Source organism: Achromobacter sp. HZ01, from assembly GCF_003267925.1.
GTDB classification, from domain to species: domain Bacteria; phylum Pseudomonadota; class Gammaproteobacteria; order Burkholderiales; family Burkholderiaceae_B; genus Achromobacter; species Achromobacter pulmonis_A.
In genome coordinates this window covers 777,930-792,390 of the sequence record NZ_LWKV01000002.1, presented here as the reverse complement: position 1 = coordinate 792,390, position 14,461 = coordinate 777,930, and the positions used below count along the sequence as shown (strand labels likewise).

Annotated in this window: 17 protein-coding genes and 1 tRNA gene; 6 read left to right on the top strand and 12 right to left on the bottom strand. The window is 67.3% G+C overall.

Annotated elements, in window-relative coordinates:
* The first annotated feature begins 13 nt into the window (after window positions 1-13).
* Window positions 14-973, top strand: coding sequence for a tripartite tricarboxylate transporter substrate binding protein (locus A6B37_RS12665; RefSeq protein ID WP_111825934.1), 960 nt, complete (start codon window positions 14-16; stop codon window positions 971-973).
* A gap of 22 nt (window positions 974-995) precedes the next feature.
* Here A6B37_RS12665 and A6B37_RS12660 read toward each other — a convergent pair whose 3' ends face one another.
* Genes A6B37_RS12660 through ccsA form a run of 4 tightly spaced genes read right to left on the bottom strand, consistent with a single transcriptional unit; the run spans window position 996 to window position 3,358 of the window.
* Entirely contained in the window at window positions 996-1,616 is a 621-nt protein-coding gene (locus A6B37_RS12660; protein WP_111825933.1) for a glutathione S-transferase family protein, read from the bottom strand.
* Window positions 1,617-1,633: 17 nt separating this feature from the next.
* Window positions 1,634-2,212 carry a 1,6-anhydro-N-acetylmuramyl-L-alanine amidase AmpD gene (gene ampD / locus A6B37_RS12655; RefSeq protein WP_111825932.1) on the bottom strand — a complete coding sequence of 193 codons (579 nt, stop codon included), beginning with the start codon at window positions 2,210-2,212 and terminating at the stop codon, window positions 1,634-1,636.
* A gap of 44 nt (window positions 2,213-2,256) precedes the next feature.
* Complete coding sequence (locus A6B37_RS12650) at window positions 2,257-2,514, bottom strand: PP0621 family protein (protein WP_111825931.1); 258 nt, start codon at window positions 2,512-2,514, stop codon at window positions 2,257-2,259.
* Window position 2,515: 1 nt separating this feature from the next.
* On the bottom strand, window positions 2,516-3,358 hold the full coding sequence (gene ccsA / locus A6B37_RS12645) for a cytochrome c biogenesis protein CcsA (RefSeq protein ID WP_102773445.1): 843 nt from the start codon (window positions 3,356-3,358) through the stop codon (window positions 2,516-2,518).
* Between the two features lie 131 nt (window positions 3,359-3,489).
* On the opposite strand from ccsA, the gene ffh reads away from it, so the two are divergent.
* The gene (ffh, locus tag A6B37_RS12640) at window positions 3,490-4,896 is read left to right on the top strand and encodes a signal recognition particle protein (RefSeq protein ID WP_102773446.1); all 1,407 of its coding nucleotides are present in this window, start codon (window positions 3,490-3,492) and stop codon (window positions 4,894-4,896) included.
* A gap of 361 nt (window positions 4,897-5,257) precedes the next feature.
* Here ffh and lysM read toward each other — a convergent pair whose 3' ends face one another.
* From lysM to trmB, 4 genes are all read right to left on the bottom strand, one after another.
* On the bottom strand, window positions 5,258-5,704 hold the full coding sequence (lysM, locus tag A6B37_RS12635) for a peptidoglycan-binding protein LysM (protein ID WP_102773447.1): 447 nt from the start codon (window positions 5,702-5,704) through the stop codon (window positions 5,258-5,260).
* A gap of 260 nt (window positions 5,705-5,964) precedes the next feature.
* A complete protein-coding gene (gene thiS, locus A6B37_RS12630; RefSeq protein WP_102773448.1) occupies window positions 5,965-6,165 on the bottom strand; it encodes a sulfur carrier protein ThiS in 201 nt (66 codons plus the stop codon).
* A gap of 19 nt (window positions 6,166-6,184) precedes the next feature.
* Window positions 6,185-7,123, bottom strand: coding sequence for a prolyl aminopeptidase (gene pip / locus A6B37_RS12625; protein WP_111825930.1), 939 nt, complete (start codon window positions 7,121-7,123; stop codon window positions 6,185-6,187).
* Window positions 7,123-7,914 carry a tRNA (guanosine(46)-N7)-methyltransferase TrmB gene (gene trmB, locus A6B37_RS12620; protein WP_111825929.1) on the bottom strand — a complete coding sequence of 264 codons (792 nt, stop codon included), beginning with the start codon at window positions 7,912-7,914 and terminating at the stop codon, window positions 7,123-7,125. The genes pip and trmB overlap by 1 nt, the downstream gene beginning before the upstream one ends.
* 172 nt (window positions 7,915-8,086) lie before the next feature.
* Here trmB and A6B37_RS12615 point away from each other — a divergent pair.
* Window positions 8,087-8,157, top strand: a tRNA-Gly gene (locus A6B37_RS12615).
* Between the two features lie 219 nt (window positions 8,158-8,376).
* On the opposite strand, the gene A6B37_RS12610 is transcribed toward A6B37_RS12615, so the two are convergent.
* Both A6B37_RS12610 and A6B37_RS12605 read right to left on the bottom strand, forming a co-directional pair.
* Window positions 8,377-8,844: a type II toxin-antitoxin system YhaV family toxin gene (locus tag A6B37_RS12610; RefSeq protein ID WP_111825928.1), complete on the bottom strand. Its 468-nt coding sequence runs from the start codon at window positions 8,842-8,844 to the stop codon at window positions 8,377-8,379.
* Window positions 8,841-9,170 (bottom strand): type II toxin-antitoxin system PrlF family antitoxin, encoded by a 330-nt coding sequence (locus A6B37_RS12605; protein ID WP_111825927.1) that lies wholly within the window; start codon window positions 9,168-9,170, stop codon window positions 8,841-8,843. The genes A6B37_RS12610 and A6B37_RS12605 overlap by 4 nt, the downstream gene beginning before the upstream one ends.
* A 602-nt stretch (window positions 9,171-9,772) precedes the next feature.
* Here A6B37_RS12605 and A6B37_RS12600 point away from each other — a divergent pair.
* Window positions 9,773-10,900, top strand: coding sequence for a glycosyltransferase family 4 protein (locus A6B37_RS12600; protein ID WP_111825926.1), 1,128 nt, complete (start codon window positions 9,773-9,775; stop codon window positions 10,898-10,900).
* A 30-nt stretch (window positions 10,901-10,930) separates the two neighbouring features.
* A complete protein-coding gene (locus A6B37_RS12595; protein ID WP_246842463.1) occupies window positions 10,931-11,650 on the top strand; it encodes a YrbL family protein in 720 nt (239 codons plus the stop codon).
* 34 nt (window positions 11,651-11,684) lie between these two features.
* On the opposite strand, the gene A6B37_RS12590 is transcribed toward A6B37_RS12595, so the two are convergent.
* The gene (locus A6B37_RS12590) at window positions 11,685-12,881 is read right to left on the bottom strand and encodes an MFS transporter (RefSeq protein WP_111825924.1); all 1,197 of its coding nucleotides are present in this window, start codon (window positions 12,879-12,881) and stop codon (window positions 11,685-11,687) included.
* Window positions 12,882-12,987: 106 nt separating this feature from the next.
* On the opposite strand from A6B37_RS12590, the gene A6B37_RS12585 reads away from it, so the two are divergent.
* Entirely contained in the window at window positions 12,988-13,764 is a 777-nt protein-coding gene (locus A6B37_RS12585) for a helix-turn-helix transcriptional regulator (protein ID WP_246842462.1), read from the top strand.
* A gap of 13 nt (window positions 13,765-13,777) precedes the next feature.
* Here A6B37_RS12585 and A6B37_RS12580 read toward each other — a convergent pair whose 3' ends face one another.
* A complete protein-coding gene (locus A6B37_RS12580; RefSeq protein WP_111825922.1) occupies window positions 13,778-14,425 on the bottom strand; it encodes a nucleotidyltransferase family protein in 648 nt (215 codons plus the stop codon).
* Between the last annotated feature and the right edge of the window lie 36 nt (window positions 14,426-14,461).

Below are 14,461 nucleotides of genomic sequence, written 5' to 3'. Positions count from 1 at the left end.
ACCAGGAGACAGCATGTTCTTTTCACGCAAGATCGTCGCGCGCGCAGCGCTTTCCATCGCCGGCCTGTGCGCCGCCGTGCCCGCCTGGGCCTGGCCCGACCGGCCGATCGAACTCGTCGTCGGGTTCGCGCCCGGCGGCGGCACGGATCTGACGGCCCGCGCGCTGGCCGTCTTCCTCGAAAAGGAGCTGGGCGCCACCGTGGTGGTGCAGAACAAGCCGGGTGCCTCCAGCGCCATCGCGCTGGCCTACGTGGCGCGGGCCAAGCCCGACGGGTACACGCTGGCCATGACCAACATGCCCGGGCTGGTGTCGCTGCCGATCGAGCGCAAGCCGGGCTTTGGCGGCGGCGACTTCACCTATCTGGCCAATCTGGTGCGCGACCCCAGCGCCTTCAGCGTGGCCAGCGACAGCCCGTACCAGACGCTGGACGCGCTGATCGCGGCGGCCCGGGAAAAGCCGGGCTCCATCAGCTATGGCTCCACCGGCGTGGGCACGGACGACCATCTGGCCCTGGTGCTGTTCCAGGCGGCCACGGGAACCCGGCTGAACCACGTGCCCTACAACGGCGCCGGACCGCTGCGCAGCGCCGTGCTGGGCGGCCATACCGTCATCGGCGGACTGAACCTGGGCGAAGTCATGCCCTACCACGGCAAGAACATGCGGGTGCTGGCGCAGGCCAGCGAAAAGCGCTCGGCGCTGGGGCCGGACGTGCCCACCTTCAAGGAGCAGGGCGTGGATCTGGTGTTCGCCTCGGAGCGCGGCATCGTCGCGCCCAAGGGGCTGCCGGCAGAGGTGTCCGACAAACTGCGCAAGGCGCTGGGCAAGGTCGCCGCCGATCCGGCGTTCCAGGCCCAGATGAAGCAGCAGTTCACCGAAATGGACTACCTGGACGGGCCGCAATGGCAGGAGCGGCTCAAGGGCGACGACGCGCGCCTGCGGCAGATCTGGGCGCAGACGCCCTGGGTCGAATAGCGGGCGCCTGGCCTGTTGCGGCCTATTCCAGCGGCAGCGTCAGCACGCCCTGGGGGGCCGGGCGCATCATGACGCGGCGGTACCAGGCCGACAGCGCCGGCGTGTCCGGGCGCTCGGCCGGCAGCGCCAGCCAGCGGTGCGCGGAGCACACCAGCGCGACGTCGCCCATCGTCAGGTGGCGGCCGACGATGAATTCGCGGCCGCGCAGCGCGCGGTCCAGGATCAGCGCGCGCTCGTTCGAGCACTGCATCGATTTGTCGATGGCGGCGCGGTCGCGCTGCGCCTCGGGCGTGCGGATCAGGCCCAGGAAGGCCGGGCCGATCGCGGCCTGCCATTCGGTGGTCTGCCAGTCCATCCAGCGGTCGGCGTCGGCGCGCAGGCACGCGTCTTCCGGCCACAGCGAGCCCACGCCGTAGCGCGAAGCCAGATAGCGCACGATGGCGTTGGACTCCCACAGCACGAAGCCGCCGTCGTCGATCACCGGCACGGTGCGGTTGGGATTGAGCTCGGCGAATTCCGGCGTGCCGACCACGCCGAACTTGCCGCCGGCCTGCGTGAACGTATGCGGCAGCGCCAGCTCGCGCACCGCCAGCATGACTTTCTGAACGTTGACGGAACTCAGGCGTCCCCAGATCTTCAACATAACCAGTCCTTTGGGTGTCAGACGGGCGGCAACTGCCGCCGCGCAAAACCGCTGTCGCGCCCGAAGCGCGTCCAGTTGAAAGCAGGCCCCGGGTCCGTCTTGCGCCCGGGGGCGATGTGTTCGTGGCCCCGCACCGCGGCCAGCGGATGGCGCGCGCGCAGCGCGGGCATGAGCTTGCGCAGGGCCAGGTACTGCTCGTCGGCATAGGGCAGGGTGTCGGTGCCTTCCAGCTCGATGCCGATGGAAAAATCGTTGCAGCGCTCGCGTCCGGCGTGGCGCGACACGCCGGCGTGCCAGGCGCGTTCGTCGGTGGAGACGAACTGCACGATGCGGCCGTCGCGGCGGATGAAGAAGTGCGCCGACACGCGCAGCCCGCGCAGGCGTTCCAGCCAGGGATGCGAACCGTAGTCCAGCGTATTCAGGAACAGCCCCGCGACTTCAGGTCCGCCGAAGCGCCCGGGAGGCAGGCTGATGTTGTGCAGCACCAGCAGCGAAACCTGGACGCCCGCCGGCCGCGCGTCGCGGTTGGGCGAGGGCGAAAGCGAAACACCGGGGGCCGGCGCCAGCCAGCCATGACGATCCAGAAGCAAGGCCATGGGAACAAAGCATGTCGATGGAATCAACATGCATTATGCCTTCCTCAATGCCGGCGCGCGCCCAGCCTCGCATGTTCGGCGTTGCACCAGGTCTGCCCGTTCTGCAGCAGGGCCTCGGAACGCGGCAGATGGATGCCGCAATGGGCGCAGCGCACCATGGACTCCACAGACTTGGGTTGCGGCCTTGCGCCGGCCGCGCGGCCCTGCGCGCCTGACTGCCTGGCCGCCGCCATGCGGCCGGCGATGCGGGCGACGAACAGCACCACGATGACCAGAAAAATCCAGAACAGCAGCTTGCCCACGTCAACCTCGGTGCAAAATCATTTCCAGCACGAACCGGCTGCCGGTGTAGGCCAGAATCAGGAAACCAAAACCCGTCAGCGTCCAGCGCAGCGCGACGCGGCCGCGCCAGCCCCAGACGTGGCGGCCCGCCAGCAGCACGCCGAAGGTCACCCACGACAGCAGCGTGAAGACGGTCTTGTGGTCGAACGGCAGGATCTGTCCGGTCAGCTTCATGGAGGCCACCGAACCCGTGCCCACGGCCAGGGTCAGCACCACGAAACCGATCCAGATGATGCGGAAAAGAAGCTGCTCCTGCACCAGCAGCGGCGGCTGGGAGTCCAGCACCCGGCCCACGATGCTGCGCTCGGCCGGCGCGTCCAGCGGACGGTGCAGGTGGCGGTCCAGCAGCGCCATCATCATGGCGTGCAGGGCGGCGATGGTGATCAGGCCGTAGGCCGCCAGCGCAATCAGCAGATGCACGCGTAGCCAGGCGTCGTCGGCATGGGGCACGAACTGCCCCTGGGGGAAGGCGGCGGCCAGGCCGCTGGCCAGCGTCGCGGCCGGCAGCAGCAGCAATTGCAGCCCGTCTATGCGCACCAGCAGGCTTTCCAGCCAGAACACCACCATGCCCAGCCAGATGGCGGCCGACAGCGCCAGCGCCCAGCCGATGAACAGGTGCTGGGCGCCCAGCATCGATTGTTGCAGCCCGATTCCGTGGAGGACCAGGGCTCCCAGCAGGCACAGACGGGCGACCTTGCCCGTCTGCTCGACGCCGCCGGCGCCGGCCAGGCGGGCCCAGAGCGACACCCCGAGCACCGCGTACGCCAGGGCAGCCGCCGTGTGAAATACAATGCCTAGTGACATAGAAACCGTTGTCTGGATGGGGCTACGGAATTCGGGAGCCTAAGCATGCTACCTTGCATGCCGCCCGAAGGCGCGCAATTGGCGCCCGCAAGCCACCGTTCAATCGACTAGTTTAAGCGGAAACGCCTCTCATGCTCGATAACCTAACTCAACGCCTGTCGCGCGTCGTCAAGACGCTGCGCGGCGAAGCCCGCCTGACAGAGGCCAACACCCAGGAAATGCTGCGCGAAGTGCGCATGGCGCTGCTGGAGGCCGACGTGGCGCTGCCCGTCGTGCGCGAGTTCGTCGCGCGGGTCAAGGAAAAGGCGCTGGGCGAAGAAGTCGCCGGCAGCCTCAGCCCCGGCCAGGCCCTGGTGGGCGTGGTCCACAAGGAGCTGACCGCCCTGATGGGCGGCGACCTGGGCGCGGACTCCGGCGAGCTGTCCCTGGCGGTCCAGCCGCCCGCGGTCATCCTGATGGCCGGCCTGCAGGGCGCGGGCAAGACCACCACCACCGGCAAGCTGGCGCGCTGGCTCACCGAAGGCCAGCACACCCAGCATGGCCGCAAGACCGGCAAGAAGAAAGTGCTGGTGGTGTCCGCCGACGTCTACCGTCCGGCGGCTATCGACCAGTTGAAGAGCGTGGCGGCGCAGGTGGGCGTGGACTTCCTGCCGTCCGATCCCAGCCAGAAGCCCGAGGACATCGCCCGCAACGCGGTCGACCACGCGCGCCGTCATCACTACGACGTGCTGATCCTGGACACGGCCGGCCGCCTGGGCATCGACGAGGCCATGATGCGCGAAATCCGCGCGCTGCATGACCTGGTCAAGCCGGTGGAAACACTGTTCGTGGTGGACGCCATGCAGGGCCAGGACGCGGTCAACACCGCGCGCGCCTTCGCCGAGGCGCTGCCGCTGACCGGCGTGGTGCTGACCAAGCTCGACGGCGACGCCCGCGGCGGCGCCGCCCTGTCGGTGCGCCACGTTACCGGCAAGCCGCTGAAGTTCGTCGGCGTCTCGGAAAAGCTGGACGGCCTGGAGCCGTTCCACCCCGAGCGCATGGCGCAGCGCGTGCTGGGCATGGGCGACATCGTGTCGCTAGTCGAGCAGGCCCAGAAGAACATCGACATCGCCGAAGCGCAGAAGCTGGCCGCCAAGATCAAGTCGGGCAACAAGTTCGACCTGAACGACTTCCGCGATCAGCTCGGCCAGGTCAAGAAACTGGGCGACATGGGTTCGCTTCTGGAAAAACTACCGGCGCAGTTCCAGCAGGCCGCCGGCCAGCTGCAGGGCGGCCAGGCTGAAAAGCAGCTGCGCCGCACCGAAGGCATCCTCAATGCCATGACCCCGGCCGAACGCGCCAAGCCCGAGCTCATCAAGGCCTCGCGCAAGCGCCGCATCGCCGCCGGCTCCGGCGTGCCGGTGCAGGAAGTCAACCGCCTGCTGGCGCAGTTCGACCAGATGCAGGGCATGATGAAGCAGATGAAGAAGGGCGGCATGGCCAAGATGATGCGCGCCATGGGCGGCATGAAGGGGCTGGGCCGCTTCGGCATGAAGTAGGATGGGTGCAGCGCGAGAAATTCTTGGCAAAAAGAACGTTGGCGAACGCGCGTAACCCATCAGGCGGCGCCAGCCGCCGCTTTTCGTCGCATGCTGTTGTTGGCCTCTTGCCAAGAAACCCGGCGGCTGGCGCCGCCTGATGGGTTACGCGCGCTGGATACTTGAGTTCTTGCTCAAGAACGCTCGCGCTGCACCCATCCTACGATCCCCGACTGTTCCAGTAATCCCCGCCAGGCCGCCCAACCAAAAAAATGGCCAGACATTGCATCTGGCCAAGTAATCGCGGCCAGCAGGGGGCGCTGCCGCGATGCAAGCCGGAAAGCGCATGGGTGCCTTCCGGCTTGTTCCTTTTCCGTTTACCTCAAGCCAGCGGCGGGATGCGCAGCACCTGGCCCGGATAGATCTTGTCGGGGCTGGTCAGCATCGGCTTGTTGGCCTCGAAGATCAGCGTGTTCTTGGCGCCCTGGCCCTTGCCGTATTGCGCTTCCGCGATCTTCCACAGGTTGTCGCCCTTCTGCACCGTGTACATCTTGGCTTCGGGCGTGGCCTGCTGCACCTTCAACTGGTTGTCCACCTGCGCGACGCCTACGGTGTTGCCCAGGGCCAGCGCGATTTTCTCGGCCTCTTCCGTGCTCAGGGCCTCGCCCGCCACGGTGACCTTGTCGCCGTCGACCGAGATCTGCAGGCCATCGGCGTTCAGCCCGTGTTTATCGAGCTCTTTCTTCAATTCGTCCGCCGTTGCGGCCTTGGCCTCGCTGGCGCCGAAAAGCTTTTCCCCGACGTCCTTGATGAAATTGAGCAGACCCATAGTGTTTCCTTTATGTGTGTTGCGTTGAGAAAACAAAATGCCAGGGACGATTATCACTCGCAGATCCGGGATGGGAGAGGGGTTAACGTGTAACAGGTTGCTAGCCTCTTGCCAGACTACGCAAGAATGCCCGCCACTTTGCACGGAATGCGTCGGCGCGGACCTAAACCGGGTCCGGCGGCAGGCGTAGACATGACAAGGGCCGCAGTTGCGCGGCCCTTGTCATTGCCTTGTCACAGGCGGGAGGGGACGGCGGCGCTTCAGCCGCCGCCCACGGCCACCACGATCTCGATCTGGTCGCCGTCGGACAGCGCGGTCTGCGCGTGCTGGCTCTTGGGCACGATCTCGCCGTTGCGCTCCACCGCCACGCGCTTGCCGGCGTAGCCCAGGGTCTCGAGCAATTCGATCACGGTGGTGTCCAGCGGGAACTCGCGGGCGTCTCCGTTCAGGGTGATGTGCATGCAGGTCTCCTTCAGTTGGCTATCGCGCGTAGGCGTCGGTGGCGGCGAGTAGGCGCGCCAGCGTGCCGGGTTCATCGAAGGCGTGGCCCGCGTCCGGGACCAGGTGGAATTCCGCCTCGGGCCAGGCGCGGTGCAGGTCCCAGGCGGTGCGGGCGGGCGTGCAGACGTCGTAGCGGCCCTGGACGATGGTGCCGGGAATGCCGCGCAGCTTGTGGGCGTCGCGGATCAGCTGGCCTTCTTCCATGAAGCCGCCGTTCACGAAATAGTGGTTCTCGATGCGCGCGAAGGCCAGCGCCGCGCGGTCGGCGGCATGGCTTTGCTGGTGGCGCGGGCTGGGCAGCAGCGTGATGGTGCTGTCCTCCCACTTGCTCCAGGCCTTCGCGGCGCGCAGCTGCTCGGCCGGATCTTCGCCCGTCAGGCGCTTGTGATAGGCCGCCACCAGGTCGCCGCGCTCGCTCTCCGGAATCGGCGCCAGGTATTCCTCCCAGCGGTCGGGAAACAGCCACGACGCGCCTTCCTGGTAGAACCATTGGATCTCGGCGCGGCGCAGCCCGAAGATCCCGCGCAGCACCAGCTCGCTGACGTGCGGTACGTGCGTCTCGGCATAGGCCAGCGCCAGCGTCGAACCCCAGGACCCGCCGAACACCAGCCACTTGTCCGCGCCCATCACCTCGGTGCGCAGGCGCTCGATGTCCGAGACCAGATGCCAGGTCGTGTTGTTCTCCAGGCTGGCGTGCGGCTGCGAACGGCCGCAGCCGCGCTGGTCGAACAGCAGCACGTTGTAGCGCTGCGGGTCGAACAGCTGGCGGTGCACGGGCGAGCAGCCGCTGCCGGGGCCGCCGTGCAGGAACACGGCGGGCTTGCCCTGCGGATTGCCGCAAAGCTCCCAATAGATCTGGTGGCCGTCGCCGGTGTCCAGCGTGCCTTGGCGGTAGGGTTCGATCGGCGGATAAAGCATCAGGCGACTCGCTTGAAGATCAGGTCCCAGACGCCATGGCCCAGCCGCAGGCCGCGCGTCTCGAATTTGGTCAGGGGGCGGTAATCGGGGCGCGGCGCGTAGCCGTCCACGGTATTGGCAAGCAGCGGCTCGTTGCTCAGCACTTCCAGCATCTGCACCGCGTAGTCTTCCCAGTCCGTCGCGCAGTGAATGTAGCCGCCCGGCGCGATGCGGCTGGCCAGCAGCGACACGAACGGCGGCTGCAGCAGCCGGCGCTTGTGGTGCCGCTTCTTCGGCCACGGATCGGGGAAGTACACGTGCACGCCAGCCAGCGAATCGGGCGCGATCATGTCGCGCACCACTTCCACCGCGTCGTGCTGGATGATGCGCAGGTTCTGGATGTTGGAGTCTTCGATACGGCGCAGCAGCGAGCCGACGCCGGCGTTGAAAACCTCCACGCCCAGGAAATTGTCGTCCGGGCGGGCCAGAGCGATCTTCTCGGTGGTCTCGCCCATCCCGAAGCCGATCTCCAGCACCGTCGGCGCCTCGCGGCCGAACGCGGCCGCCGGGTCCAGCCGGCGCGGCGCATAGGGGATGGACCACTGGCCCATCAGGCGCTCCAGCGCCGCCTGCTGGCCCTGCGTGATATGGCCGCGGCGATGCACGAAACTGCGGATGTGGGTGGCGCCCGGGCTGTTGGGCGCGCGCGCGGCGCTGGCCAGCGCGGCCTGTGTTTCGGGCGACATGGAAGAGGACGCCTCCGGCGGCGCGGGAGGGTTTTCGGGGGTGTTCGCGGGGGTGTTCATGTTCATAGCCCGAATTGTAGTGGCAGGCCCGCCGCCCCGGCGTCGTCCGGATGCACTAAATTAGGGACATGCTTTAAGCGGGATTCCCGGCCCCGGCCAGACGGCCCGCCGAAAGGGCATCAACCCGCGCTATAATCGCGCCTCTGCCCAGGTGTTGCGCCGGGGCACGACACCCAAGGCGGGTGTAGTTCAATGGTAGAACGGCGGCTTCCCAAGCCTCAAGCGTGGGTTCGATTCCCATCACCCGCTCATTCCACTGACGTCCATGGAGTTCCAGGGGCGTCCAGTCAGAGATCAAGTTCTTGATCTGCCTATGCGTTCAATTAAATGAGAAATGGGAGTCTGCTGCCAGACGCTTGCCACCCCTTCCCAAACAAGTCCGTAATCGAGTCCATCTCTGCATCACCAGTCAGGAATCAGATTCTTGATATTTCAAGGAGGGATTACAGCTTTTCTGTTTGGCGATCATCAGCTATGTTTTGCTGCAAGCACAAGCGCATCCCAGTCGTCCGGCGGATTCCCTGTATCCAGCATCTTTCTGAATACACGGTAAGCATCATCGTCGCTTTCATAAGCGCGCTTCGTGTCCTCATCATTGACCCATGCGAACACGATGATCTTGCTGGCGGCATGGTATCGAAAGAACAGACGGTACTGCTGGAAGAACTTGGCCCGGAACCAATGTTTGTGCTGATCTCCCAGCGTTCCGCCTTGCCGATATTCCGCTCGCGTTGGATCTTGAGGGATAACCTCGAACGCCAATTTCGCGATAGCAGCCAAGCGCTTCGTGGCATTGCGTCGGTGGTATCCGTCCGGATCCTTGCGTTTCTGTGCTTCAACCTGCTGCTGAAGGCGCTTCAGTTGCGCATGAAAAAGCGGATGCAGATAAATGGTCCAGCCGTTGACCGTGACGGGGCCATTCGATTCAGCCGTCATTCGTCATCCGCGGACAACGGTGCATCGAAGTCGATATCTCCAGCCTCGTGAATGGCCTTTTTCATGGAGGCAAGCAAGTCGTCCGACAAGGCGGCAAGGCGTTCCGGATGCGACGCGATGTCGTGGGCGAGGAAGGCCAGGAATGCCCCGAGCGCGGGGTCTTCCTCATCATCTTCGGCACGCGAGAGCACCACTTCGCCATTGGCGCGAATGCTGTAGTGGATCTTGTCGCGTTTTTTCAGGCCGAGGGCACGCCTTACCGTTTCGGGAACGGTGGTCTGGTAGCGTTCGGTGAGGGTGGATTCGACGTCCAGGGTCGTGGGCATGGAGATCTCCCGGGGGTAGGTAAAGCATGGTAATGCAATTGCATTACCATGTCCAGGCGGAGATCGCGACCGAGGCCTGCGTTATATGGCGTCGCCGGCGCGCCAGGGAGAGGTCGTTGCCTTTCGGCGTGCCAAATCCTGCCGCTTGCGCCCGATCCGATCATCTGCAGCCAGGGGATGGAGATCGCCTTCCTAGCCCTGCACGGCCAGCACCCGAACATAGGCGCCCAACGCCTGGTCCGCGTCGGGCCGCCAAACTGTTGTCTTTGCGCCGCTTGCACCACCGTTTATCCCCCAGTTGGCGGGAAACTGAGTTCCAAATTTGATAATGATCTCTCGCCCGGCGGCCGTCCGGCGCGACCCCTGACCGGCCGTTCGCAGCGACTCCGGCAGACTGTTTTTCAGAGGGAAAAACGGCTCGCGGTAGCGGTTTCGCGCCGGCCTGAATGCCGCGATTTGGCATCTATTTCCCCGGCAACGGCATCCATTTCGGCGCGGTTTTGCGATTTGCGCCACATCCGGCTTGCACATAGACTGCATTACAAGAACAAGTCACCACGATGACGCCTGCGTCGATTCTTGACGGGCGTCGCGCATTTTTCATGCCTTCCACGACAGACCGTCCCCTACGCATCATCCATTCCGAGGCGGCCCTCGGCTTTGCCGGCCAGGAGCGCCGCATCCTCAAGGAGATGCGGGCCATGCGCGAGCGGGGCCACCGGGTGGAACTGATATGCCGGCCGGAAGCGAAGCTGGCCGCCGCGGCGAGCGAAGCGGGCATCAAGGTGCACAAGCTGCCCATGGGCGGCTTCATGAACCTGGTGCGCGGCGCGCCCAAGGTGCGCCGCATCCTGCGCGAAGGCCGCTTCGACATACTCAACACCCATAGCCGCATCGACACGCTGCTGGCCGGGCTGGGCGCGCGCCTGGCGGGCACGCCGCTGATCGTGCGCACCCGCCACCTGACCAACCGGGTCAATTCCATGCTGGCGTACACATGGGTGCCCCATCGCGTCAGCGCGGTGAGCAATTACGTGCGCGATTACCTGATCGAGCGCGGCGTGCCGGCCGGCAAGGTCGAGACGATTTATTCGCCCATCACGCTGCCGCCGGCCGGCATCCGTTCGACGCTGCGCGAAGAGCTGAACCTGCCGCCGGAGGCGATCGTGGTCTGTTGCGTGGCGATATTGCGCGCGACCAAGGGGCATCGCGAGCTGATCGAGGCGCTGCGCCCCTTGATGCAGGACAGGCCGCAGGTGCATCTGGTGCTGGTGGGCAACGGCTCGCCGCTGTTCGAGCAGTTGCAGGCGCTGATCGCGGAGATCGGGCTGGCGGACCGCATCCACATGCTGGGGTTCCGCCACGACGTACCCAATATCCTGGCCGGCAGCGACATCTTCGCGCTGGCGACGCAGAAGGAAGCTTCGGGCACCGTGTACGTCGAAGCCGCGGCGGCGGGGCTGCCCGTCATCGGGGTGGACGTGGGCGGCGTCAGCGAGATGGTGCGCGACGGCGAGACCGGCATACTGGTGCCTTCCGGGAACATCCCTGAATTGCGGGCGGCGCTGGAAACGCTGATCGACGACAGCCATCTGCGCGCCTGTATGGGCGCGGCCGGCACCCGCATGGCGCGGGTCGAAGGCAAGTTCTCGCTGGCCGGGCTGGCCGAGCGCACCGAGCAGGTGTACCGGACCTGGCTGGCCCAGGTGGACGTCGGAGCCACGGGGTGATCCATGCTGCCGGAACCTGGTCCATCCGCCATGCTTGAAACCCCGGCCACGCCGCGCGTGGATCTGCAGGCGGCGCTCATGCCGGCGCCGGCCGCGCTGCCGGCCGTGCCCGCGCCCGCATGGTCCTGTCCGGCGTTCGAGGTGCTGGACCTGACGCAGGTGACGCTGGTGGCGTCCGGCAGCGAGCGCGACGTCTATCTGCACCCTGGCGACAAGTCGCTGCTCATCAAGATCGTCAACCGCGCGCGCATCAACGAGCCCGGCCGCAAGCGCCCCTGGCACAAACGGCTGCACCGCGAAGACGCGCATCGCGTGTTCATCACCGAACTGGTCGAGTACATCGCCACCACCGTGCAGCAGCGGCTCAGGCAGGGCAATACGCTGATGGCGCGCATCGCCGGGCTGGTGCTGACGTCGCACGGGCTGGGCCTGGCGGTGGAGCGCATCGTCGATGCGCGCGGCGAGTCCGCGCCCACGCTCAAGCAGTTGGTGGCGGCGCAGGGGTTCGGCCCCGAACTGCAGGCCAGCCTGCGGATATTCTTCATGGACCTGATCGACGCGCACGTGATCTTCAACGACGTCAGCGCGCGCAATATCGTCGTGGGTTTCAACGCCAACGGGCGCGAGGGGCTGTACCTGGTCGACGGGTTCGGGCCCAAGCAGCTGCTGCCGCTGTATGCGTGGAGCAAGACGCTCAACAAGCGGCGCCTGCTGCGCAAGTATGCCGAGCTGAAAGCCAAGCTTTCGTGACGCCGGCCCGGCGCGGCGACGCCGGAAAGTTGCTCTAGATCTCTTGTGCGTCCGCGCCGATGCGCCGCGCGCGTCCGGCGCGGGCGCCGATCAGCGCGGCCAGCAGCGCCAGCGCCGTGCACAAGGCCAGCGGCACGCGCCAGCCGCCGAGCGCGTCGTGCAGCGCGCCCATGGCCATGGGGCCGGCGGCGGCCAGCAGATAGCCGATGCATTGCGCCATGCCGGACAGCGCGGCGGCCTGGTGCGCGTTCGCCGTGCGCAGGCCGATGAAGGCCAGGCCCAGTATCATCCCCGCGCCAGTCCCCACGCCGAACAGGATCGACCACAGCAGCGCCAGCTGCGGCGCCCACGCCAGCCCGGCCAGGGCGATGGCCGAGCACAGCGCCACCGTCGCCGCGGCTGCGCGCTGGTCCTGCATGCGGCGCACGATGGGACCGAGCAGCAGGCCCGGCACGGCGGTCGCCAGTTGCAGCACCCCATGCAGAAAGCCGGCCCGGGTCGCGGACATGCCGCTGTCGGTGAGCATCGTCGGCAGCCAGCCGATCGCCACGTAATAGATGGTCGAGTTCAGACCCAGGAAACCGGTGACCTGCCAGGCGAGCGCGCTGCGCCAGACCGGCTCGCCCTTGGGGGCCGCCGCGGCGCCGGCCGCCGGCCGCGTCTGGCTGCCCAGCTGCGGCGCCCATGCGGCCAGTGCGGCCGCTGGCAGCACCAGAAAGCCCAGCAGGGCGGCATGCCAGCCCCAGGCCTGCGCCAGCGGCGCCATGGCGGCCGAGCCCAGCGTCGCCGCCACGCCCATCGCCAGGGCGTAGGCGCCGGTGACGGCGGTGACGTTGTGGGGGAAGTCGCGTTTCACCAGGCTGGGCAGCAGCACATTGCCCACGGCGATGCCCATGCCGATGATCCAGGTGCCCAGATACAGGCACCAGTACGACCCCGTGGAACGGATCGCGATGCCGGCGGCGATTGCCGCCATGGCGCCGAACAGCGCGCGCTCCAGGCCCCAGGCGCGCGCGAACCAGGCGCTGAATGGCGACAGCAGAGCGAAGGCCAGCAAGGGCAGCGTGGTGAGCGCGCCGGCGGCCGTGGTGCCCAGCGCCAGGTCGCTGCGGATCGCGCCCAGCAGCGGCGGCAGGCCGGTGATGGGCGCGCGGAGATTGGCGGCGATCAGAAGAATGCCGACGAGCAGCAGGGTGCAGGTGCCTGCCCGCCGTTGCGTCAAAGTGGTCATGGGTCTCTCGGTAATCCTAGGGGATTCCCTAATCTACGCGCGCTTCGTGTGCTGTAATACAGAAGCAATGACAATGAATCTCTAAATCATGACAAGCTGCGCGCCCTTGAACCAGACGTTGTTCCAGTACGACCCGGACGCCAGCGACCGGCCGGCCACCGCGCTGCGCGTCGAGGTCGAGCAGAGCGATGCCGAGCAGCCCGTGCACACGCACCGCAAGGGGCAGCTCGTGATGGCGCTGCACGGCGGGGTGACCTGCGAAGTGCCGCGCGCCTTGTGGATGGTGCCGCCACACCACGCGGTGTGGATCCCTGGCGGCATGCCGCACAGCAATCGCGCTACCGGCAACGCGCGCATCTATTTCCTCTTCATCGAACCGCAGGCCGCGCCGATGCCGGACCAGTGCTGCACCGTGGAGATTTCTCCGCTGGTCCGGGAGATGATCAAGTATCTGTCCGAACAGGGCCCGGGCTATTCCAAGGACGGGTCCACCGCGCGGCTGGTCTCTGTGCTGCTCGAACAACTGTGCGCCGCGCCCCTGGCGCAGCTGCACCTGCCTATCTCGCCGCATCCGAAGATCCGGCGCATCGCGGACGCGCTGGCCGCCGACCCGTCGGACCGCAGCACGCTGGCCGCATGGGGCGACCGGCTGGCCATGAGCGACCGCACGCTGGCGCGCCTGGTGCGGCGCGAGACCGGGCTGACCTTCGGGCGCTGGCGCCAGCAGCTGCACCTGATCGTCGCGCTGCGGCAGCTGGCCGCCGGCGCGAGCGTACAGCGCGTGGCCGGCAACCTGGGCTATGACTCGGTGACGGCGTTCATCACGATGTTCAAGAAGGCGCTGGGCCAGCCTCCGGCGCAGTACTTCTCGGCGCTGCGCTGAATGCGAGGGCGGCTCACGCCGCGTTCAGGTCCTGCGGCACGTCCACGTCGCGCAGCGCGCCGGGGTCTTCGAGCGGCACGGCGTGCACCCCATGCCGGCGCAGTATCTCGCGTCCGCCCACGTCGGCGCGCAGCGCGGCCAGCTCGGGCCATAGCGCGCGCGCAAACCGCACCGGGTGCCCGCGCCTCCCCTGCACCAGCGGCGCCGCCACGGCATGCGCTGACGGCTGCGCGGCAACGGCGCGCAGCGTCTCGGGCGCCACCCACGGCATATCGCCCAGCGCCACCAATGCATGCGTATGGCCGTCGCCATGCGCCAGCAGCCACTGCATGGCCGCGGCCAGCGTGGAACCCATGCCGCCGTCCGGGCCGCCCGCGGCCGGCGCCGGCAGGACCACGCAGCCCAGGTCGGCGAGGCGCCGCGTCAGGAACGCATCGTCCGGCGCGACCAGAGCGACGACACGCGCAACCGCGGCGCACAGCCTGGCGGCGGCGTGCGCCGCTATCGGCATGCCGTCGGCCAGCGTGGCGTGCAGCTTGTTTCCGGCGCCGCCGGCCTGGCGGTAGCGCGAGCCCGCGCCGGCGGCCAGCAGCACGCCGATGCAGGAGGGCGGATCGCGGTCCGGCGTCACGGCCGGGCGGGGCAGGGGTGTGGAAGGCATGGCGCTATTGTGGCCAATAGGCGTGCGGCCTGTCCA

What these genes read in the sequence shown, in the direction of transcription:
- A6B37_RS12665 (WP_111825934.1), top strand. Translation starts at nt 14, where the DNA reads ATGTTCTTTTCACGCAAGATCGTCGCGCGCGCAGCGCTTTCCATCGCC.
- A6B37_RS12660 (WP_111825933.1), bottom strand. Translation starts at nt 1,616, where the DNA reads ATGTTGAAGATCTGGGGACGCCTGAGTTCCGTCAACGTTCAGAAAGTC.
- ampD (WP_111825932.1), bottom strand. Translation starts at nt 2,212, where the DNA reads ATGGCCTTGCTTCTGGATCGTCATGGCTGGCTGGCGCCGGCCCCCGGT.
- ccsA (WP_102773445.1), bottom strand. Translation starts at nt 3,358, where the DNA reads ATGTCACTAGGCATTGTATTTCACACGGCGGCTGCCCTGGCGTACGCG.
- ffh (WP_102773446.1), top strand. Translation starts at nt 3,490, where the DNA reads ATGCTCGATAACCTAACTCAACGCCTGTCGCGCGTCGTCAAGACGCTG.
- lysM (WP_102773447.1), bottom strand. Translation starts at nt 5,704, where the DNA reads ATGGGTCTGCTCAATTTCATCAAGGACGTCGGGGAAAAGCTTTTCGGC.
- thiS (WP_102773448.1), bottom strand. Translation starts at nt 6,165, where the DNA reads ATGCACATCACCCTGAACGGAGACGCCCGCGAGTTCCCGCTGGACACC.
- pip (WP_111825930.1), bottom strand. Translation starts at nt 7,123, where the DNA reads ATGCTTTATCCGCCGATCGAACCCTACCGCCAAGGCACGCTGGACACC.
- trmB (WP_111825929.1), bottom strand. Translation starts at nt 7,914, where the DNA reads ATGAACATGAACACCCCCGCGAACACCCCCGAAAACCCTCCCGCGCCG.
- A6B37_RS12610 (WP_111825928.1), bottom strand. Translation starts at nt 8,844, where the DNA reads ATGACGGCTGAATCGAATGGCCCCGTCACGGTCAACGGCTGGACCATT.
- A6B37_RS12605 (WP_111825927.1), bottom strand. Translation starts at nt 9,170, where the DNA reads ATGCCCACGACCCTGGACGTCGAATCCACCCTCACCGAACGCTACCAG.
- A6B37_RS12600 (WP_111825926.1), top strand. Translation starts at nt 9,773, where the DNA reads ATGCCTTCCACGACAGACCGTCCCCTACGCATCATCCATTCCGAGGCG.
- A6B37_RS12595 (WP_246842463.1), top strand. Translation starts at nt 10,931, where the DNA reads ATGCTTGAAACCCCGGCCACGCCGCGCGTGGATCTGCAGGCGGCGCTC.
- A6B37_RS12590 (WP_111825924.1), bottom strand. Translation starts at nt 12,881, where the DNA reads ATGACCACTTTGACGCAACGGCGGGCAGGCACCTGCACCCTGCTGCTC.
- A6B37_RS12580 (WP_111825922.1), bottom strand. Translation starts at nt 14,425, where the DNA reads ATGCCTTCCACACCCCTGCCCCGCCCGGCCGTGACGCCGGACCGCGAT.